Genomic DNA, 19243 nt, shown 5'->3' on the forward strand with positions numbered 1-19243 from the left:
CCCTTCGGTCTTGCGTTTCCGACTCTATCAGACCGTTTCCGGTTCCGATTTCCTCGGTGCTTTCCAGGTTCCCGCTTCCGCGTTTCCCTTTCCGGCGGTCCCAACATTATCAGAAGTTTCGGGCCGGACTGACCGGCCATCTGTTTCCGATTTATCGGGAGGAGCTCCTGCGAAATCGAGATTTCCAGAAGCAGATAGATACTAACCTCTGCCGAGCGGGATGAACCCGGCTCCAGGCAACTGTTCGAATCTACCTCCCCGCATGGTCCGTGTCAACGGCTCCTGTGGGGCGAAGGAGACAGTAGCAGCTCACCACGGTCGCCTGCACATCAGGCGGCTGTGGGCACCCCGGCGCTGCGCTCGGCCGCCTCGACGTCGCCGGTGTCACCGGCACGCGCGGCTCGTCCGCCCAGGACGAATACGTAGGCGAGAAAGGCCAGCTCGGCGACTACCCCTATGGCGATGCGGGCCCAAGTGGGCAGGCCAGAGGGGGTTACGAAGCCCTCGATGGCCCCAGAGACGAAGAGGACCAGCGCGAGGCCTATCGCCATGCCCACGGCGGCTCGGCCCTCCTCGGCCAGTGCGGTGCGCCGGGAACGGGGGCCCGGGTCTATCAAGGTCCAGCCGAGGCGCAGTCCGGTGCCGGCGGCGACGAAGACCGCGGTGAGCTCCAGGAGACCGTGCGGGAGTACAAGGCCGAGGAAGGTGTCCAGGCGGCCGGCCGAGGACATCAGGCCGATGCCGACGCCGAGGTTGAGCATGTTCTGGAAGAGGATCCACAGGACCGGAAGGCCCAGGAAGACTCCGAGGACGAGGCACATGGCAGCGGCCTGTGCGTTGTTCGTCCACACCTGGGCGGCGAAGGAGGCCGCGGGGTGGCTGGAGTAGTAGGTCTCGTACTGGCCACCGGGGCGGGTGAGCTCGCGCAGTTCGCTGGGGGCTCCTATGGAGGACTGGACCTCGGGGTGGGTGCCGATCCACCAGCCCAGCAGTGCTGCGACGACCGTGGAGAGCAGTGCGGTGGGCACCCACCAGTGGCGGGAGCGGTAGACGGCGGCGGGGAAGCCGTGGGCGAGGAAGCGTGTGACATCGCGCCAGGAGGCGCGGCGGGTTCCTGTGACGGCACTGCGCGCGCGTGCCACGAGCTGGCTGAGTCGACCCGTGAGCTGGGGATCAGGGGCGCTGGACTGGATCAGGGAGAGGTGGGTGGCGGTGCGTTGGTAGAGGGCGACGAGTTCGTCCGCCTCAGCGCCGTTGAGGCGGCGTCGGCGCCCCAGCAGGGCGTCGAGGCGGTCCCACTCGGCTCGGTGGGCGGTGACGAAGACGTCGAGGTCCATCGGTGTGCCAGCTCCTCGGCTGATCGTCGGCTGCCGTCGTGAGAGTCAGCTTGTCGTACTGCGGCGCGATGCGCCCTCAGCTTGGCAGACTGGCCGTCCAAGAGGCGGTGCAGGGGAAGGACGGCGGGCGTGAGTGAGCTGGTGACGGGCGAGGCGGTGGCGCTGGAACTGCGCCCTGCGAGGCTGCCCAGCAGGGCGTTGGCCGTGCTGATCGATCTGGCGCTGGCCATGGCTGTGTACCTTGCCGTGACCGTCGCGCTGGTGGCCGCTTCCGCCTCTCTGGACGACGCGGCTCAGGTCGCGATCTCGATCGCTGCGTTTCTGCTCGTGCTGGTGGGCGGACCGATCGCGGTCGAGACGTTGAGTCACGGTCGGTCCTTGGGGAAGCTCGCCGTCGGGCTTCGTGTGGTGCGGGACGACGGTGGGCCGATCCGGTTCCGGCATGCGCTCGTGCGGGGCGCGATCGGGGTCGTCGAGATCGTGATGACGTTCGGGGTCGTCGCCTGTACCGCCTCGCTCGTCTCGGCACGGGGGCGGCGGCTGGGTGATGTGTTCGCGGGGACGCTGGTCGTACGGGAGCGGATTCCCGTCGCGCCCAGCGGTTTCGTGCCGCCGCCTCCGCCCTGGCTGGCCGGGCGGTTCACGGAACTCGACCTGTCGGCGGTCCCCGACGGTCTGTGGCTTGCCATCCGGCAGTACCTGACGCGGATGCACCAGCTGGACCAGCAGGTCGGCTTGGCCATGGCGGCGCGACTGGCGTCCGAGCTGGCGGCGAGTACCGGGACTCCGGCTCCGCAGGGGGTGCCGCCGGGCGCGTATCTGGCGGCGGTGGTGCAGGAGCGGCAGGCGCGGGAGGCCCGGAGGGCCTTCGGCGGCGGTACGGCGGGGCCGGCTAAGGCGGCGCACGCATCGGCGTCGTCACCTGTGGCGGGGTACGGACCTGCGGCCGGGGTGCCAGGGGGCTACCCGTATCCAGGCGGGCGACCCGCGGCCGCGCCCTCCCCCCAACCGCCCGTGGCGTACGGCAGGGCAGCGGCTCCCGGTGCGGGAGGTCCCGGTGTTCCCGCGGCAGCCGGTGATCCGTCCGAGGCCTCCCGGCCCGCTGTGCCGCCGGAGGGCAGGCCTGCATCGGGGTTCGTACCGCCTGCGTGACTTCCTGCCGCCCGTGGACACCTGCGGCCGGAGTGGGTTCAGTCGAGCGGTGGATCGGGGAAGGCGGACGGCGGGGATTCGAGGTCCTCCAGCTCGATGCCAGGAGCCGCGAGGACCACGTCCCCGGCGATGTGCACGGTGTGCTGTTCGCCGGTGTCCAGGGCTGTGACCTGGTATTCCTCCACGGTCAGGGGGCCATTGTCAGTGGAGTGTGCTTCTCTTCTCAGCAAGGTCCAGGACTGGTCCACGGTGCGCGGGGCGAGGACGGGGTCCGTGAAGGCCACGAGGCGTACGCGCGTTGCTGAGGAGGAGGGGGTGAGGCGCAGGAGACGGGTGGTGGCGACGAGGAACGCGGGGGACGTGCCGGTGAAGGCATGGGCGGCGACATTGCCTTCCGTGGCGTGGGTCCCGGTGGGGTCCGTGCGGACCCAGGTGACACCGTCGAGCGCGGCACCGCGCACCTGCCAGCTCGCGGCGTGGACTTCGAGGCGGATGGGGCGGCCGAGGTCGTCGAGGGTGAGGTCGACCGAACCGCTGTGACCACCTTCGGGGTTGGTCAGTTGAGAGACGTAGCGCCAGCCCGACGGGCCGGGGGCGCACTGGAAGTGTTCTTCCGCGAGGGGGGTGTGATCGTGCGGATCGTGGAGCGAATAGCGGCCGCGGGGCATGAGGGTCCTGGGTTCTGACGGCTGGCCGAGGTAGGAGGGCCACGAGACCAAAGGGGCAGGCCCCCGACACGGGGGTGCGGGGGCCTGCCTCTGAGGAACTACTGCTGGGCCGGGTACTGGGGCGCTGCCGTGATCAACGGCTGTGCCCTGCGGCTCAGTAGCGGTAGTGGTCCGACTTGTACGGGCCGTCGACCTCGACGCCGATGTAGGCGGCCTGCTCCGGGCGCAGCTGGGTCAGCTTCACGCCGAGGGAGTCCAGGTGGAGGCGGGCGACCTTCTCGTCGAGGTGCTTGGGCAGCACGTAGACGTCCGTCGGGTACTCGGACGGCTTGGTGAACAGCTCGATCTGGGCCAGGGTCTGGTCCGCGAAGGAGTTGGACATCACGAACGACGGGTGACCGGTGGCGTTGCCCAGGTTCAGCAGGCGGCCCTCGGACAGGACGATGATCACCTTGCCGTCGGGGAAGGTCCAGGTGTGGACCTGCGGCTTGACCTCGTCCTTGACGATGCCGGGGATCTTGGCGAGGCCGGCCATGTCGATCTCGTTGTCGAAGTGGCCGATGTTGCCGACGATCGCCTGGTGCTTCATCTTGGCCATGTCCGAGGCCATGATGATGTCCTTGTTGCCGGTCGTGGTGACGAAGATGTCGGCCTTGTCGATGACCTCGTCCAGCGTCGTGACCTGGTAGCCGTCCATCGCCGCCTGGAGCGCGCAGATCGGGTCGATCTCGGTGACGATGACCCGGGCGCCCTGGCCGCGCAGGGACTCCGCACAGCCCTTGCCCACGTCGCCGTAGCCGCAGACGACGGCGGTCTTGCCACCGATGAGGACGTCGGTGGCGCGGTTGATGCCGTCGATCAGGGAGTGGCGGCAGCCGTACTTGTTGTCGAACTTCGACTTGGTGACGGCGTCGTTCACGTTGATCGCCGGGAACAGGAGGACGCCGTCGCGCTGCATCTCGTACAGGCGGTGGACGCCGGTCGTGGTCTCCTCGGTCACGCCGCGGATCTCCGAGGCGAGCTGGGTCCACTTCTGGGAGCCGTTGCTGATGGTGCGGTGGAGGAGCTCCAGGATGACCTGGTGCTCCTCGTTCTCGGCGGTGTCGACCGAGGGGACCTCGCCGGCCTTCTCGTACTCGACGCCCTTGTGGACGAGGAGGGTGGCGTCACCGCCGTCGTCCAGGATCATGTTCGGGCCGCCGGTGGGGGTGTTCGGCCAGGTCAGCGCCTGCTCCGTGCACCACCAGTACTCCTCCAGGGTCTCGCCCTTCCAGGCGAAGACCGGGACGCCCTGGGGGTTGTCCACGGTGCCGTTCGGGCCGACGGCGATGGCGGCGGCCGCGTGGTCCTGGGTGGAGAAGATGTTGCAGGACGCCCAGCGGACCTCGGCGCCGAGGGCGACCAGGGTCTCGATGAGGACGGCGGTCTGCACGGTCATGTGCAGGGAACCGGTGACGCGGGCGCCGGCAAGCGGCTGCGCCTCGGCGTACTCCTTGCGGATCGCCATCAGGCCGGGCATCTCGTGCTCGGCGAGGGTGATCTCCTTGCGGCCGAAGGCGGCCAGGGAGAGGTCGGCGACCTTGAAGTCCTGTCGGTTTTCGACAGTCGTCATTCGAGCTGCTCCTCGGGGTTGGGGCGAGGTGGGTACGGCTGGTCTGCGCGGCGGCGGACACGGGAGTGCCCGAAGAGGACACAGGCATGCCCGGTGCGCGCAGCGCAGTCCGTCGGAGGCCCTCTCTCCCTCGGTCGGTCCGCGGTGGGACCGCCCGACCGCCATCAGCAGCGACGTCTGGCTCCGTCCCAAGCTACACCGGTCGGGCGGGCGACCCCAGTCCGCCTCCGAACACATCAGGCCGATCAGGGGCTGCGGCGAGGGAGGTCGTCGGTCGTTCAGGGCAGGGTGCCCCGGGGTGGTGGCAGCAGTCCTACGAGGAGGGGAACAGGCGGCAACGGGGCAGGCCATGCGGCACTTCTGCTCGTCGGGCGGTCCGGGCGGGCCTGGGGGGATGTGAGGAGATCAGCACACATCCGATCGATCTCGCGGGGCTGAAAATGTTCCGCTGACCTCGGAGCACTCGGTGAGCCCCGTCACCGTACGGTCCCAGCCCCTCGGACCCTCGGATCCTCAGTGGCCCGGGGCCGGGTGCTGGGCCGGGCCGCCGGGGGTCGCCTCGCGGTCGGCGCCCTTGGCGGCTTCCTTCTCGCTGTAGATGTCCGGTTCGAGGTAGATCACGCGGGCGATCGGGACGGCTTCGCGGATGCGGGCCTCGGCGGCGTTGATCGCGGAGGCGACCTCGGCGGCCGTGTCGTCGTGCTGGACGGCGATCTTCGCGGCGATGAGCAGTTCCTCGGGGCCGAGGTGCAGCGTGCGCATGTGGATGATGCCGGTGACGGTGTCGCCGTCGACGATCGCGGTCTCGATCTTCTGGACCGCCTCGATGCCCGCGGACTCGCCGAGCAGCAGGGACTTGGTCTCGGCGGCGAGGACGAGGGCGATCAGGATGAGCAGGATGCCGATGCAGAGGGTGCCGATGCCGTCCCAGACGCCGTCGCCGGTCAGCAGGGCGAGGCCGACGCCGCCGAGGGCGAGGACCAGACCGACGAGCGCGCCGAAGTCCTCCAGGAGCACGACCGGGAGTTCGGGCGCCTTGGCGCGGCGGATGAACTCCTTCCAGGAGAGGTCGCCGCGCAGCGGGTCGGACTCCTTGATGGCGGTCCGGAAGGAGAAGCCCTCGGCGATGATCGCGAAGACGAGGACGCCGACCGGCCAGTACCAGTGCTCGATCTCGTGCGGGTGCTTGATCTTCTCGTAGCCCTCGTAGATGGCGAACATGCCACCGACGGAGAAGAGCACGATGGAGACCAGGAAGGCGTAGATGTAGCGCTCGCGGCCGTAGCCGAAGGGGTGTTGCGGGGTGGCCTCGCGCTGGGCCTTCTTGCCGCCGAGGAGCAGCAGGAACTGGTTGCCGGAGTCGGCGAGCGAGTGCACGCCCTCGGCGAGCATCGAGGACGAGCCGCTGAACGCGAACGCCACGAACTTCGATGCCGCGATCGCGAGGTTGGCGCCGAGTGCCGCCACGATCGCCCTGGTTCCGCCTGACGCGCTCATCTGCTCGCGTTGTCCCTTCGCCTCAAGTGCCGCTACGCCGTCCAGGCCTTTGCCCGTCCTTTGCCGGTGGGCCATTGTTGCAGCCTCGCCCGGCACGGACGTCTCAGGTGTCCACAGCCCCAGTCATACCGTCACACGATCACGGTGGCGCGGAAGACCGTGCCCGTGCCGGACACCTCGGCCTTCTCGCCCGCCGGGACGAAGACCGACCGACCGGGGCGCAGTTCGTGTTCCCCGGCCCGCACGGAACCTGCCGTGCAGAGCAGGATCTGCGGCGTCGAACGGGTGAGGTCGTGGGGGGCGGCGCCCTCGGGAAGGACGTACCGGGACAACCGGAACTCGTCGATGGGGGTCTCGTAGACCTCTTCGCCGTCGGGGGACGCCTCGGGGCGGAGCACACCCGGGTCGGCGGCCTCGAAGCGGACGACGCGCAGGAGTTCGGGGACGTCGACGTGCTTGGGGGTCAGGCCGCAGCGCAGGACGTTGTCGGAGTTGGCCATGATCTCGACGCCGAGGCCGTTCAGGTAGGCGTGCGGGATGCCGGCGCCGAGGAACAGGGCCTCGCCGGGCTGAAGCCGGACGTGGTTGAGGAGCATCGCGGCGATGACGCCCGGGTCGCCCGGGTAGTGGTGGGCGATGGCGGCGTAGGGGGCGTGGTCGCCGCCGAGGCGGGCGCATGCGGCCGCGGCCTCGGTGACGGTGTGGGCCATCTCCTCGCGGTCCGCGGTGAGGATCGCGGTCAGGACCTCCCGCAGGGCCGCCTCCTCCGGGCGGGCGTGCAGGAGGTCGACGTACGGCTTGAGGGAGTCGACGCCCAGCGCCTCCAGCAGCCCGGCCGCGCGCGCGGGTTCGCGGAATCCGCACAGGCCGTCGAACTCGGTGAGGGCGCAGATCAGTTCGGGCTTGTGATTGGCGTCCTTGTAGTTGCGGTGGCCCGCGTCCACCGGGATGCCCCGGCGCTCCTCGTCCTCGTAACCCTCTTTCGCCTGGGCCAGGTCGGGGTGCACCTGGAGGGAGAGCGGGGCGCCGGCGGCGAGGATCTTGAGGAGGAAGGGCAGGCGGGGGCCGAACTTGGCGACGGCCGCCTCGCCCAGTTCGCGCGCGGGGTCCGCGTCGATGACCTCGACGAGCGTGCCCCGGTCGGTGCGCGAGGGCGCGCCGGGGTGGGCGCCCATCCACATCTCCGCCTGGGGTTCACCGGTCGGCTCCAGACCGAGGAGTTCGGGGATGGCGGTGGTGGAACCCCAGGCGTAGGGCCGGATGGTGTTGTCGAGGCGGTCCATCGAACTCTTTCTTTGCGTACGGCGGTCAGGGCGTCCTGGGCAACATCAGGCCCCCGAGGCGAGCGCCAGGTAAACGGCGGCGAAATCCGTGACGGCGATCAGTTCCGCGAGGGTCTCGATCTCGCCGCCGGCCTCCGGCTCCAGCTCGCTGATGGGCGTGTCGTGGCTCAGGGCCAGGTCGCGGGCGGACGGCGCGGCGCTGAGGCCGCCGATCGGACGGTCCCGCAGGAGCACCACGCGCGCGTGGAGCGCGGGAGGTTCCTCGACGCGGTCGCGGAAGAAGTCGTCGGGGTCGGCGCCGGCGGCCAGCGGCCCGGAGAGCAGCGTGCTGTGCGCGGCGAGGGCCTCGGGCAGTTCGGAGACCACGGAGGGGCGGCCGGCGAGTTCGGCGAGGGCGGCGGCGAAACGGCGGCCCGCGGGGCCCGCGGAGGTGCCCTCGGTCCAGATCACCGGAAGGGAGTCGGCGAGTTCGGCGGCGAGGGTCTTGGCGGGGTTGCTGTAGGTCGCGATGGCGGGACCGCAGCGCTCGGCGATGTGGTCGAGACGGTCGGCGATCTTCGCGAGGGCGTCGGGCGGGGCGGAGAGCAGGCCGGTGCGGTCGAGGATCGCGAGGAGCGGGGTGAGCAGGGCCCACAGGACGCCCGGGGCGGAGGCGGCGAGCGGTGTGTCCTGCTCGTACGGGGCCGTCGCCATGGGCACGAAGAGGCCATGGGCGCCCTCGACCGCCTCGGTGAGGGGGGTGCGGGCGGGGGCCACGGCGACGACCGTGCAGCCGCGCCGGTAGGCCTGGTCGGCGAGGAGCGACAGGCCCGGCTCGGTGCCGTCGGGGGTGGCGATCAGGAGCAGGTCGACCGAGCCCGCCCAGCCGGGGAGTTCCCAGCGCAGGGCGCCCGCTGCGGGGGCGACGCCGGTCGGGGCGAGGCGGGTGACAGGGCTGCCGGCGCCGGCGAGGGTGCCGAGGAGGTCGGCGACATGGGTGGCGGCGGCGCCGGGGCCCGCGATGAGGACCGCGCGGGGGCGGCCGTCGGGCTTGAGGTCGTTCACCCCTGCCTCGGCGGCGTGCCGGGCGGCGGTGCGGACGCGGGCGCCCGCCTCGGCGGCCCCGCGGAGCAGGCCTCGGCGGTCGGCCTCCGAGAGGGCCTCGGGGGTGTCTAGCAGCGATTCGTCGAGCATGGGGCGGCAGCCTCCGATCGCCGGGTCTCCTGGACGCCGGGTGGTCGCTTCACCGGATCCTGGGAGCCGGGGCCTGGGGAGCCGGGGCCGGGGAGCCGGGGCGGCCTCGGGTCCGGGACGCCGGTGGTCGCTGTGTCGTTGTCGCTTACGGCGGTGGGTGCGCTGGGTGTCCTGCGGCGGTGAGGGTGCCGTATCGCCTACGGCTGTGCGCGTGCCGTGTCTCCTGCGGTGACCGCCCGCGCGGTGCGCTTTACGCGGGGCGGCGGGCCTCGTCGACGAGGAGGACGGGGATGCCGTCGCGGACCGGGTACGCGAGGCCGCAGTCCTGGCCGGTGCAGATCAGCTCGGTGTCCTGCTCCTTGAGGGGGGCGTGGCAGGCCGGGCAGGCGAGGATCTCCAGGAGGCCGGCTTCGAGCGGCATGGGGGTTCCCTTCGGGGGCGGTACGGCTGCTTGTGCGGATGTGCCTGGTCAGGGTACCGCCGGGGAGAGGGGGGTGCCGGGGTTGGGGCGAGGTCGGTGCGGGGTGGTGCCGGGGGGATTTTTTCGCCCCCGCCGCCCCTACCCGTCCCATTCCCAGGGGCTGCCGCCCCTTCGACCCCGCTTCCAGGGGCTCCGCCCCCGGACCCCCGCTCCTCAAACGCCGGAGGGGCTGGATTTCAGGCGCCGGAGGGCTGGATTCACGCTCTGATGATCGCCAGCACCTCGTCTCGTACCTTCGCCATCGTCGCCTCGTCCCTCGCCTCCGCGTTCAGGCGGAGCAGGGGTTCCGTGTTGGAGGGGCGGACGTTGAACCACCAGTCGGCGGTCGCGACGGTGAGGCCGTCGAGCTCGTCGAGCCGGACGCCCTCCTGGTTCTCGTAGGCCGCCCTGACGGCCGCGAGGCGGCCTGCCTGGTCGGCGACCGTGGAGTTGATCTCGCCGGAGCCGGTGTAGCGGTCGTACTGGGCCACCAGGGACGACAGGGGGCCTTCCTGGCCGCCGAGCGCCGCAAGGACGTGCAGGGCCGCCAGCATGCCGGTGTCGGCGTTCCAGAAGTCCTTGAAGTAGTAGTGGGCGGAGTGCTCGCCGCCGAAGATCGCGCCGGAACGCGCCATCTCGGCCTTGATGAAGGAGTGGCCCACACGGGTGCGTACCGGGGTGCCGCCGTGCTCCTCGACGACCTCGGGGACGGACCAGGACGTGATGAGGTTGTGGATGATCACGCCCTTGCCGCCGTTCCTGGCCAGTTCGCGCGCGGCGACCAGGGCGGTGATCGCGGACGGGGAGACGGGGTTTCCGCGCTCGTCGACGACGAAGCAGCGGTCGGCGTCGCCGTCGAAGGCGATGCCGAGGTCGGCGCCCTCCTCGCGGACCCGCTTCTGGAGGTCGACGATGTTGGCCGGGTCGAGGGGGTTGGCCTCGTGGTTGGGGAAGGTGCCGTCCAGCTCGAAGTACATCGGGACGACGTCCAGGGGCAGGCCCGCGAAGACGGTCGGCACGGTGTGGCCGCCCATGCCGTTGCCCGCGTCCACGACGACCTTGAGGGGGCGGATGGCGGTCAGGTCGACGAGTGAGCGGAGGTGTGCGGCGTAGTCCTCCAGCGTGTCCCGCGCGGTGATGGTGCCCGTCGAGGCGGTCACCTCGGGGGCGCCCTCCTCGCTCCAGCGCTCGACGAGTTCGCGGATCTCGGCGAGGCCGGTGTCCTGGCCGACCGGGGCCGCGCCCGCACGGCACATCTTGATGCCGTTGTACTGCGCGGGGTTGTGGGAGGCCGTGAACATGGCGCCCGGCAGGCCCAGTGCGCCGGACGCGTAGTAGAGCTGGTCGGTCGAGCACAGGCCGATCTCGGTGACGTCCACGCCGCGGGCGGCCGCTCCGCGCGCGAAGGCCCGGGACAGGCCCGGGGAGGACGGCCGCATGTCGTGGCCGGTCACCAGAGCGGTCGCGCCGGTCACCTGGACGAAGGCGGCACCGAAGAGCTCGGCAAGCGTCTCGTCCCACTGGTCCGGGACGACACCGCGCACGTCGTACGCCTTAACGAGCTGTGACAGATCAGCGGCCACGGCCAACCTTCCTGGAAGTTGTGTCGGTCGGCACAAACTACCCGTAGCCACTGACAGCGGGCTGTGTGGGACCTCACTGGTACTCCCGACCGTGACCTCGGACGACGCCTTCAGGACAGGGGCCGGACCAACGCGTCCAGGATGTCGGTGAGTTGCGCGGGACGGCGATACGGGCACGCGTGATCACGCGCGGAGCGAAGGTCAGTTGTCCGGCGAGCGGAGAATCCGCAGATGGCCGCGGCGCGCGACCTCCATCGGGTCTGCCCGGCGGGCCCCGCCGCCCGCCTCGGCGGCGCGCTCCTGGGGACGGGCCGCCTCACGCACGGCGTTGGCAAGCGCTTCCAGGTCGTCGCCGCTGGGCCGGGCCGGGGCCGAGCCGTCGAGGAGCCGGACGACCTCCCAGCCGCGCGGGGCGGTGAGGCGCTCGGAGTGCTCGGCGCACAGGTCGTAGCAGTGGGGTTCGGCGTAGGTGGCGAGCGGGCCGAGGACCGCGGTCGAGTCGGCGTAGACGTACGTCAGCGTCGCGACGGCGGGACGGCCGCAAGCGGTGCGCGAACAGCGACGTACAGGGCTCACAGCGTTGGACGGTACCGCACTCTTGAGCGGGCCGCGACGACTCTCCCCCAGGTCACTCCACCGTGTCGTGCTGTGAAACGCCCCACAGGCCACTCCGCTCACACCGCGGTGACCTGCACGGACACCCGTTTTCGAGGGGCCGAACACACCTTGCTCCGGTCACGAGTTGGCACAAACCATGTCAATTGCCTTGAGATCGACGGTCTCGGAGAGATACGGAATCGAGCCCAACCTTGGCTTGAATGGTCAACTGCCGACAGGTCGTACGAGACGCCCGTACGTCGTTTCGGACAGTGCCCGGGAGTGTCCGGGAGTGTCCGGGTGCCGCGTGGGGGGTCGGGCGCGGGAGTGCGGCGAGGATTACCCTTCACCAGTGATGGAGAACCCCGTACCGCCCCGCGCCACCGGCCCCGGGCCCCGCCGCCGTGATCGCCACGGACGCGGCATGCGCGGTCCGATCGCCCCGCCTCAGGTGCCGCTCGCCGCCAGTCGTGCCGACGTGTTCGCGGACCTGGTGCAGGACTCCGTGGAGCGCCTGGAGCGGCGGTGGCCGCAGCTCGCCGAGATCGACTTCCTGGTCCTGGAGGTGCCCCGGCTGGACGGTCCCGGGCAGGCCTGGAACGACGAGGCGGTGCCACTGGGCGGCACGATCCCCGCGCGCGAGGGACGCCCCGCGCGCGTGGTCGTCTACCGGCGGCCGGTGGAGATCCGCACCAAGGGGCGGGACGAGCGTGCGGCGCTGGTGCACGAGGTGGTCGTGGAGCAGGTGGCCGAGCTGCTGGGACTCACTCCGGAGACGGTGGATCCGCGCTACGGCGAGGACTGAACCACGCGAGGATCCGCGCCACGGCGAGGACCGAACCACGCGAGGATCCGCGCCACGGCGAGGACCGAACCACGCGAGGATCCGCGCCACGGCGAGGACCGAACCGCGCGGGACCCACCGCCGCTGCTTCTCTGCACCGCGCACGGCCCCACCACTACTTCTGGAGCACCGACAGGTCCTCGTCCGCCTCCGGTACGGCCACCATGCCCCGGTCGTCCGGGAGGGTCTGGATCGTGAAGCCGGGGACGCCGTCCTCCGTGGCCGCCAGGGTGCGGGCGCCGTAGACGGGGCCTCCCGAGACGTGCTCCACCGTGAGGGCGAAGGTGCCCTTGAGGCCTGTCGGCGTGGGCGCCTCGACGTTCTGCGTGGTGCCCGCCTTGATCGTGAACGTCTTCGAGACGGCCTCGCCGCGCTCGCTGCCCGCCGAGGCCGTGACCTTGACCGTGGCGGTCCTGGTGGGGGCGGTCAGGGAGAGGGTGCTGCCCTTGGCGCTGTTGTCGGCGACGGTCCCGCGCGTGCCGACCGGACGCGTGGCCGGGATGAACGCCGTCTCCTGGTCTGCGCCCTTGCCGCGGACGACCCGCAGCGCGGCGACCACCGGCACGGAGGCGTCGGTGGGGGTCAGGACCAGCGAACCGGCCTCCCCGCGCGTGACGTCACCGAGGTCGACGGCCGTCGTCATGCCGCCCTTCACGTGCAGCGTCTCGTTGCCCGCCGGGGTGATCAGGCCGGACGGCGAGGCGAGCTGCACCTTCAGGTCCGCGTCGGAGTCGCTGGGCGTGAAGGCGACCAGGCGCACGGCGGTGGCGTCCTTCGGGATGCCGGGCAGCACCAGGCTGCCGGCCGGGTCCGTGGACGCGGCCAGCCAGTCGCCGCCGAGCTTGTCGTCCAGGGCCTGCACGGCCGCGCCGACGCGTCCGCTGCGGACGTTCACATGGACCGTGAGGTCCTCCTGCTTCTCCTCGGTGAGCGTGGACAGCAGGATCGGGTCGCTGGAGTGCGGCGCGACGGTGATGCCCTCGCCCAGGGAGGAGTCCAGGGCGCCGTCCTTGCCGTAGAGCTCGATGTCGACGACGGCGGCGGAGTCGTCGGGGTTGGTCAGGTGCACGTAGTCGGTGCGGTCGGCGGCCGTGCTGGCGCCCGGGAACCAGAACTCGGTATCGGGAGCGGAGCAGTTGACGCCCTGGAGTCCGCGGCCGGCGCCCGCGGCGACCTCGGTGGTCTCCTGGACGGTCCAGCCGGGCGCGAACTTCCCCTCGGCGGTGCCGACCAGTGCGGGCGCGTCCCCGCCGGAGGTGTCCCCGGTGACGGGCGTGCCGGGCTCCTTCGGTGTGAGGACCGGCTTGGCGGGCTTCTTCCTGCCCTTGCTCCTGGCCTTGTTCTTGCTCTGGTTCTGGCCGCCCGACTCCTCGGCGGCCGCCTTGAGTTCGGCCTTGCCGTCATTTCCCGTGTTCTTGGTGACGGGCGTGAACGAGGTGTACGACGTCTCCGCGACCTCGGAGGTGCTGGGCTCCGGGCAGAGCAGGCTGGTGCGCTCCACGGGCAGCTCGGCGGCCGTCCCGGCGGTGGTGGCGGCCTGCGGTGAGCTGAGCGTGGCGAACCCGGTGACGGCGGCGAGCGCGGCGGTGCCGGCGAGGAGGGACAGGGTGGTGCGGTTCACTGCTGACTCCCGTCGGGGCGCTCACTGCCATGGGCACCCGGGTGCTGCTGTGCCGGGTCGTACGCCGGGTCGTAGCCCTGCTCGTACTGCTGCTGGTCGTACTGCTGCTGGTCGTACTGGCCGCCGTAGGTCTGGTCGTACGGCGGCTGCTGGGACTGCCCGCCGTAGGCGTACGGGTCGTACTGGCCGCCCTGGTAGGGGTCCGCCTGGTACGGCTGCTGGTCGTAGCCGCCCGCCGGGTACTGCTGGGCGGTGCCCTGGTACTGGTCGGCGGCGTAGGGGTCGTACTCGGCGTTCGCGTAGCTCGGGGCGTCCCAGTCGCCGTAGGACTGCTGCTGCGGGACGGCGGCCGGGGTCTCCTGCGGGGGCGCCGGGGAGTCCTCGGTTCCGGGGCTCCCCTCGGCCTCGGCCTCGGCCTGGGCGCGCAGGCGGCGGGCGCGGCGGCCCTCGCCCGCCACGGCCTCGGCCGGGACCGACGGCTCCTCGGGGAGGTCGTCGTCGACGTCACGGCGGCGGCCGGGCAGGGCCATCACCACGAGGACGACGGCGAGCGCGCCCTGGATCCACAGCCACAGGGTGTGGGTGAACGGGGGGTCGAAGGTGACGTCCAGTCTGCCGCCGGAGGCGGGGAGTTCGAAGCCCTGGGCCCAGCCGTCGACGGTGGTCGGGGTGAGCGGTTCGCCGTCCAGGGTGGCCGTCCAGCCCTCGGCGGCGGTGTCCGCGAGGCGCAGGATCCGGCCGTCGGCGCCGGACGGGATCGTGGTGTGGATGTCGACCGGGCCGGCCGCCACCGGCAGCGCGGTGCCCGAGCCGGACTTGGCGGCGATGGTGGCGCGCGCGACCTCCTGGTCGACCCGCCACAGGCCGCTGCCGTCCTGCTGGCTGAGCCGGGTCAGACCCGGCGTGGCGTCCAGCACGCGGGTGACCTCGCGGGGCGCGCCCTTGTGGACGAGGACGTAGCGCACGGCGAAGCCGCCGAGCTGGTTCGCCTGGTCGGCGCCGGAGCCGGCGACGAGGTTGGCGACGACCTTGTCGAGCGTGCTGTTCTCGCCGTCGGCCGCGGCGAGTTCGCCGTCGCCGAGACGGGCGCCGGAGCCGCGCACCAGCATGTAGCCGACGTGGGCGGCGGAGTCGCTGTCGAGGACGAGGGTGCGGGCCTGGTCGCGGGTGCCGCTCTCCTCGGCGACGAACGCGGGCACCTGGGTGGGGTCGCGGCGCTCCAGCGGTCCGTCGGCGCCGCCGATCATCCAGCCGGCGGCGACCAGCAGGGGGCCCGCGGCGGAGGCGAAGGCGATGAGCGCGGCGACCGGCTGGCGCCAGCCGAAGCTCTGCTCGGCCACACGCGAGCGTGCCCCGTCGGCGCCGAGCGCGGCGGCGGCCAGCAGGGCGAGGCCGTAGACGAGGGTGGCGGGGCCGGCCCAGGTCGAGTCGTTGGACAGAACCGCGAAGACGAGGCCGACCAGGGCCACCGCCCAGGCGGTCCAGATGCCGAACTGCCGCTCGGAGCGCAGCAGGGCGGCGAGCGCGGCCAGCACGATGCCGAAGAGCATGAGCCCGTGGACGGTGCCGGGACCGCCGGGGCTCGCGCCGAGCAGTTCGAGGGCGGAGGCGGCCGAGGAGCCGTACGGAAGGCCCGCCTGCTGGAAGAAACCGAACGGGAGCAGCGTCAGCGACCAGGGCGCGAGGACCAGCAGGGGCACGCCGAACTGGGCGAGGAAGCGCAGTCCGTAGGCGGTGATGTCGGTGCGGCGCACGACCAGCAGGCCGAGGCCGAGGAGCAGCGCGATCGGCCAGATGATCGGGGTGAACGCGGTGGTGAGGGTCAGCAGCAATGCGAACGCCCAGGTGGCACGCCAACTGCCGCGCGCACCCGTGCTGTTCGTGAGTCCGGCGGCCGCGACGCCCGCGCGCGCGAGAAGCGGCAGCAGGACGGCGAGGACGGAGGTGCCCACGCGGCCGCCGGCGAGGGCACCGGTGGCGGCGGGCAGGAAGGCGTAGACGACGGCCGCCCATGCGCGCAGCAGGCGGGACTCGACGAGCGGGCGGGAGGCGAAGTACGCCGTGAAGCCCGCCAGCGGCACCGAGCAGACCAGCAGGACCGTCAGCGCGAGGCCGGTCGAGCCGAACAGCACGGAGGACAGCGCGGCGATGACCGCCAGGTACGGCGGTGCGGACGGGGTGCCGCCGGCGCCGACCGCGTGCCACGCGTCCGTGTAGCGCGACCACAGCTCGCTCGCGTCGGCCGGGGCGGGCAGCAGGGCGCCGCCCGCGAGCGCGCCGCCGCCCAGGAGGTTGCGGCAGGCGACGAGGGCGACCAGCAGCAGTCCCAGGAAGAGCATCGGGCCGGGGTTGCGGGCGATGCGCTTGAGGCGGGCGAACTGTTCGATCTCCAGGAAGTCCGCGTCGTCGCCGCCGGGCCCGGACTCGATGCCGCCGCCGTGCCGGCCTGCGGTGGCGGCGTCGGCGTCGGAGCCGCCGAAGAAGTTGCCGGCGACCTGTTCCACGGTGGCCCGCACGGTCGCGCCGGGCGGCGGGAACAGTTGTCTGAGCTCGTCCTTGTCGACGACCGGCTTGCCGCGCCTGCCGCGTCCGGTGATGATCCGCTCGGGGCGCAGCAGGGTGCCGAGCAGACCCCGGATCTCGTCGACGGCCTGTCCGGGGACCTTGCCGACGAGGTAGGCGACGGTCCGCAGCAGGGTGCCCAGGACCAGGCGCACCAGCACCCAGGGCAGCATGGCCGTACGGGTGTTGACGAGCAGGGTGTAGACGGCGCCGGCTTTGTCGACCTTGTGCGGGGAGGCGCTGGTGCGGCCGGCGCAGTCGACGGTGCGGCGCTCGCGGGAGGCCGCCTCGGCATGGCGTACGACGGCCTCGGGGGCGATGAGGACGCGGTGGCCGGCGGCCTGGGCGCGCCAGCACAGGTCGACGTCGTCGCGCATGAGGGGCAGTTGCCGGTCGAAGCCGCCGAGCTGTTCGTAGACGTCCCGGCGGATCAGCATGCCGGCGGTGGACACCGACAGCACGGGCCGGACGTGGTCGTGCTGACCCTGGTCCTGTTCGCGGCGGTCCAGGCCGGTCCAGCGACGGCCGGAGTGGGCGATGGAGACGCCGACTTCGAGGAGCTGCCGCTTGTCGTACCAGCCGCGGAGCTTGGGGCCCACGACGGCGACGTCGTCCCGGCCGAGTTCCAGTTCGTTGTCCACGACGCGCAGCAGCTGGGCCAGGGCGTCGGGTTCGGGGGCGCAGTCGTCGTGCAGCAGCCACAGCCACTGGACCGGTTCGCCGTGCGGCAGTTCCGGCATGTCGTAGGCGTCGTCGCGCCACGTGCGCGTGACCGGGTCCCAGCCGCTGGGCCGCTTCAGGTACGGCAGCTCGTCCGGGGTGAGGAGCGGAGCGGAGCGGTGCGCCTCCTCGACGGCCTGGCCGAAGCCGGTGCGCCGGGCGAGGTGCAGGACCCGGTCGGCGCCGAGGGCGTCGGTGACCAGCTGGGCGGAGTCGTCCGCGCTGCCGGTGTCGGCGGCCAGGGCGAACTGCACGGGGCGCTCCTGGCCGAGCAGCCCGGCGAGCGCGTCGGGCAGCCAGCGGGCGCCGTCGTGGGAGACGAGCACCGCGGTCACCACATGGCGCGGGAACTCAGGAGTGGCAGCGTGGTCTTGGGCTGCCGTGTGGCTGTGCACGGACATCGAGGTACGGGCCCCGGTTCGCTGGACTGCGGTGGACGCCTGCGCTCTGGAGGGGGCGGTGAGGCGTCTCGGACGAGCGCCCACACTATCGGCTGGGCAAGACGGCGGCCCGCCCCCTGTGGATAACCCACGGGCGACGGGCCGTTCGGTTGCGTAAGAGAAGTCCCGCGCAGCCTGCCTCGCGTCAGACGGCGGCCTTCTTCAGCCGACGGCGTTCGCGTTCGGACAGGCCGCCCCAGATGCCGAAGCGCTCGTCGTTGGCGAGGGCGTATTCGAGGCACTCGGAGCGGACCTCGCAGGAGAGGCAGACCTTCTTGGCCTCGCGGGTGGAGCCGCCCTTCTCCGGGAAGAAGGACTCGGGGTCGGTCTGGGCGCACAGCGCGCGCTCCTGCCAGCCGAGTTCCTCGTCCGCGTCGTCGACCAGCAGTTGCTGCACCGTCTCGGTCATGTGCGCCCCTCGTCTGTCTTTCGCGTCCCCGTGTGACGGCCGTTACCGATATCGGCTGAACGACACGAGTGAAATTACAAGTGTGCTGCTCCGGGCGAGTCAAGCCGAGATCTGCTATTGGGCCCCTTATTCACTCTGCGGAACCAAGGCCTAGCGGAAAGTGTTCAAATCGGCATAAACCTTGACACGCAGCTGAAGCCCGGGAGGGCTGCCGAGCCTCGTCAGGCCTTGCGGGGCCTGTACGGGGAAGGACGCCCATCAGTTCGATCTCGTTCCGCACGCGCGCGTGAAGTCTCGGGGGAGATCACGGCCCGCGCGCCCGGTTGTGCGCCATGTGTCCCGGTAAGCGCATGAGCAAACCTTTCACCACGGAGATGGACCGGATGAGGTGAAACATGTCCCACATCCCGGTCGTCGAGTTGACAGTGGAGGTGTGAGCCGCTGTCCTTGTGGGCATGCTCGCGAACTTGGCACTCACCTCGACCCGCTCCGCCGGGTCCCTCGGTGCTGACCACGTTCGCTGTAGCTGTTGTTGCTGTTGCAGCTGTTGAGCCCAACGCGCTCCGGTTGCTCCTGAGTCCACCGTGACTCGGCTGCTAGTGCCCCGCCCGCACCAGGGCATTCCTGTCTCCCCGTGATCCGGGCGGGACGGTACGCGACACCCAGCCGGCCCCCCACTTCTTCCGCCGAGGAACCCCGCACTCCATGAACAGCGACAACGACCTCCAGATCGCCGGCGACCTCCTCGAGGTCCCGCATCTCCTCCAGGCCCCGCGCGAACACCCGGCCACCGTCGCCGAGTTCGCCGGTCTGGCCCGCGCCATCGCCGAGGACCGCTCCCAGTGGGCGCATCTCGTCCAGTACGACGCCACCAGCCGCTGGTACCACCGGCTGCGCACCGGCCCGGGCTACGAGGTGTGGCTGCTGTCCTGGGTGCCCGGGCAGGGCAGCGGACTGCACGACCACGGCTCTTCCTCCGGTGTCCTCACCGTCCTGGAGGGTGCGCTGACCGAGCGGACCGAGCGGGGCACACGCGCGCTGGGGGCGGGGTCGCAGCGGGTGTTCGCCCCGGGGTACGTGCACGAGGTCGTCAACGACGCGCTGGAACCGGCGGTGAGCCTGCACGTCTACTACCCGGGCCTGACCGAGATGCCCATGCACACGGCCTGCACCGCGCGCGAGTCCTACGACGAGAAGGACGTCGTGACCGCGTGACGCGTTGTCGTACCCGCCTGCGAGACTGTCCCACCCGCCGCCCGACCACCGCCCCTCAACGAGTCAGCCT

At 71.5% G+C, this 19243-nt stretch carries 15 protein-coding genes; 3 read left to right on the plus strand and 12 right to left on the minus strand.

The genetic code is table 11. The features are described 5' to 3' along the window. Positions 1–329 precede the first annotated feature (329 nt). On the minus strand, positions 330–1337 hold the full coding sequence (locus tag IF54_RS0131220) for a stage II sporulation protein M (protein WP_030324852.1): 1008 nt from the start codon (positions 1335–1337) through the stop codon (positions 330–332). 129 nt (positions 1338–1466) lie between these two features. Between IF54_RS0131220 and IF54_RS0131225 the strand changes: the two genes are divergently transcribed. Further along, a complete protein-coding gene (locus IF54_RS0131225; protein ID WP_030324853.1) occupies positions 1467–2489 on the plus strand; it encodes an RDD family protein in 1023 nt (340 codons plus the stop codon). Positions 2490–2527: 38 nt separating this feature from the next. On the opposite strand, the gene IF54_RS0131230 is transcribed toward IF54_RS0131225, so the two are convergent. From IF54_RS0131230 to IF54_RS0131265, 8 genes are all read right to left on the minus strand, one after another. After that, positions 2528–3157 (minus strand): hypothetical protein, encoded by a 630-nt coding sequence (locus IF54_RS0131230; protein ID WP_030324854.1) that lies wholly within the window; start codon positions 3155–3157, stop codon positions 2528–2530. Positions 3158–3311: 154 nt separating this feature from the next. Further along, the gene (ahcY, locus tag IF54_RS0131235) at positions 3312–4769 is read right to left on the minus strand and encodes an adenosylhomocysteinase (protein ID WP_030324855.1); all 1458 of its coding nucleotides are present in this window, start codon (positions 4767–4769) and stop codon (positions 3312–3314) included. Between the two features lie 513 nt (positions 4770–5282). Continuing rightward, positions 5283–6266, minus strand: coding sequence for a cation diffusion facilitator family transporter (locus tag IF54_RS0131240; RefSeq protein WP_030324857.1), 984 nt, complete (start codon positions 6264–6266; stop codon positions 5283–5285). 131 nt (positions 6267–6397) lie between these two features. Next, a complete protein-coding gene (gene manA, locus IF54_RS0131245) occupies positions 6398–7549 on the minus strand; it encodes a mannose-6-phosphate isomerase, class I (RefSeq protein ID WP_030324859.1) in 1152 nt (383 codons plus the stop codon). A gap of 45 nt (positions 7550–7594) precedes the next feature. Beyond that, a complete protein-coding gene (locus IF54_RS0131250; RefSeq protein WP_030324861.1) occupies positions 7595–8722 on the minus strand; it encodes an SIS domain-containing protein in 1128 nt (375 codons plus the stop codon). A 250-nt stretch (positions 8723–8972) separates the two neighbouring features. Then, entirely contained in the window at positions 8973–9143 is a 171-nt protein-coding gene (locus IF54_RS41590; RefSeq protein ID WP_007382472.1) for a Trm112 family protein, read from the minus strand. A gap of 257 nt (positions 9144–9400) precedes the next feature. After that, positions 9401–10765: a phosphomannomutase/phosphoglucomutase gene (locus IF54_RS0131260; protein WP_030324863.1), complete on the minus strand. Its 1365-nt coding sequence runs from the start codon at positions 10763–10765 to the stop codon at positions 9401–9403. 201 nt (positions 10766–10966) lie between these two features. Further along, positions 10967–11341 (minus strand): DUF3499 domain-containing protein, encoded by a 375-nt coding sequence (locus IF54_RS0131265; RefSeq protein ID WP_020137945.1) that lies wholly within the window; start codon positions 11339–11341, stop codon positions 10967–10969. A gap of 376 nt (positions 11342–11717) precedes the next feature. On the opposite strand from IF54_RS0131265, the gene IF54_RS0131270 reads away from it, so the two are divergent. Then, positions 11718–12167, plus strand: a complete 450-nt coding sequence (locus IF54_RS0131270; RefSeq protein WP_199821267.1) for a metallopeptidase family protein — start codon at positions 11718–11720, stop codon at positions 12165–12167. 154 nt (positions 12168–12321) lie between these two features. On the opposite strand, the gene IF54_RS0131275 is transcribed toward IF54_RS0131270, so the two are convergent. The 3 genes from IF54_RS0131275 to IF54_RS0131285 form a co-directional block, all read right to left on the minus strand. Beyond that, on the minus strand, positions 12322–13827 hold the full coding sequence (locus tag IF54_RS0131275) for a DUF5719 family protein (protein ID WP_030324867.1): 1506 nt from the start codon (positions 13825–13827) through the stop codon (positions 12322–12324). Further along, positions 13824–17510, minus strand: a complete 3687-nt coding sequence (locus IF54_RS0131280; RefSeq protein ID WP_107047918.1) for a glycosyltransferase — start codon at positions 17508–17510, stop codon at positions 13824–13826. The genes IF54_RS0131275 and IF54_RS0131280 overlap by 4 nt, the downstream gene beginning before the upstream one ends. A gap of 184 nt (positions 17511–17694) precedes the next feature. Continuing rightward, positions 17695–17958: a WhiB family transcriptional regulator gene (locus IF54_RS0131285; protein WP_020137941.1), complete on the minus strand. Its 264-nt coding sequence runs from the start codon at positions 17956–17958 to the stop codon at positions 17695–17697. Positions 17959–18663: 705 nt separating this feature from the next. Between IF54_RS0131285 and IF54_RS0131290 the strand changes: the two genes are divergently transcribed. Then, positions 18664–19173: a cysteine dioxygenase gene (locus tag IF54_RS0131290; protein WP_030324869.1), complete on the plus strand. Its 510-nt coding sequence runs from the start codon at positions 18664–18666 to the stop codon at positions 19171–19173. Positions 19174–19243: the final 70 nt, after the last annotated feature.

The sequence above is a fragment of the Streptomyces sp. NRRL B-3229 genome (assembly GCF_000719505.1).
In the GTDB taxonomy this organism is placed as follows: Bacteria; Actinomycetota; Actinomycetes; order Streptomycetales; family Streptomycetaceae; genus Streptomyces; species Streptomyces griseorubiginosus.

Coding starts and splice junctions, on each gene's coding strand:
- IF54_RS0131270 (WP_199821267.1), top strand. CDS start 11,718: ATGGAGAACCCCGTACCGCCCCGCGCCACCGGCCCCGGGCCCCGCCGC.
- IF54_RS0131220 (WP_030324852.1), bottom strand. CDS start 1,337: ATGGACCTCGACGTCTTCGTCACCGCCCACCGAGCCGAGTGGGACCGC.
- IF54_RS0131230 (WP_030324854.1), bottom strand. CDS start 3,157: ATGCCCCGCGGCCGCTATTCGCTCCACGATCCGCACGATCACACCCCC.
- IF54_RS0131280 (WP_107047918.1), bottom strand. CDS start 17,510: ATGTCCGTGCACAGCCACACGGCAGCCCAAGACCACGCTGCCACTCCT.
- ahcY (WP_030324855.1), bottom strand. CDS start 4,769: ATGACGACTGTCGAAAACCGACAGGACTTCAAGGTCGCCGACCTCTCC.
- IF54_RS0131240 (WP_030324857.1), bottom strand. CDS start 6,266: ATGAGCGCGTCAGGCGGAACCAGGGCGATCGTGGCGGCACTCGGCGCC.
- IF54_RS0131250 (WP_030324861.1), bottom strand. CDS start 8,722: ATGCTCGACGAATCGCTGCTAGACACCCCCGAGGCCCTCTCGGAGGCC.
- IF54_RS0131290 (WP_030324869.1), top strand. CDS start 18,664: ATGAACAGCGACAACGACCTCCAGATCGCCGGCGACCTCCTCGAGGTC.
- IF54_RS0131285 (WP_020137941.1), bottom strand. CDS start 17,958: ATGACCGAGACGGTGCAGCAACTGCTGGTCGACGACGCGGACGAGGAA.
- manA (WP_030324859.1), bottom strand. CDS start 7,549: ATGGACCGCCTCGACAACACCATCCGGCCCTACGCCTGGGGTTCCACC.
- IF54_RS41590 (WP_007382472.1), bottom strand. CDS start 9,143: ATGCCGCTCGAAGCCGGCCTCCTGGAGATCCTCGCCTGCCCGGCCTGC.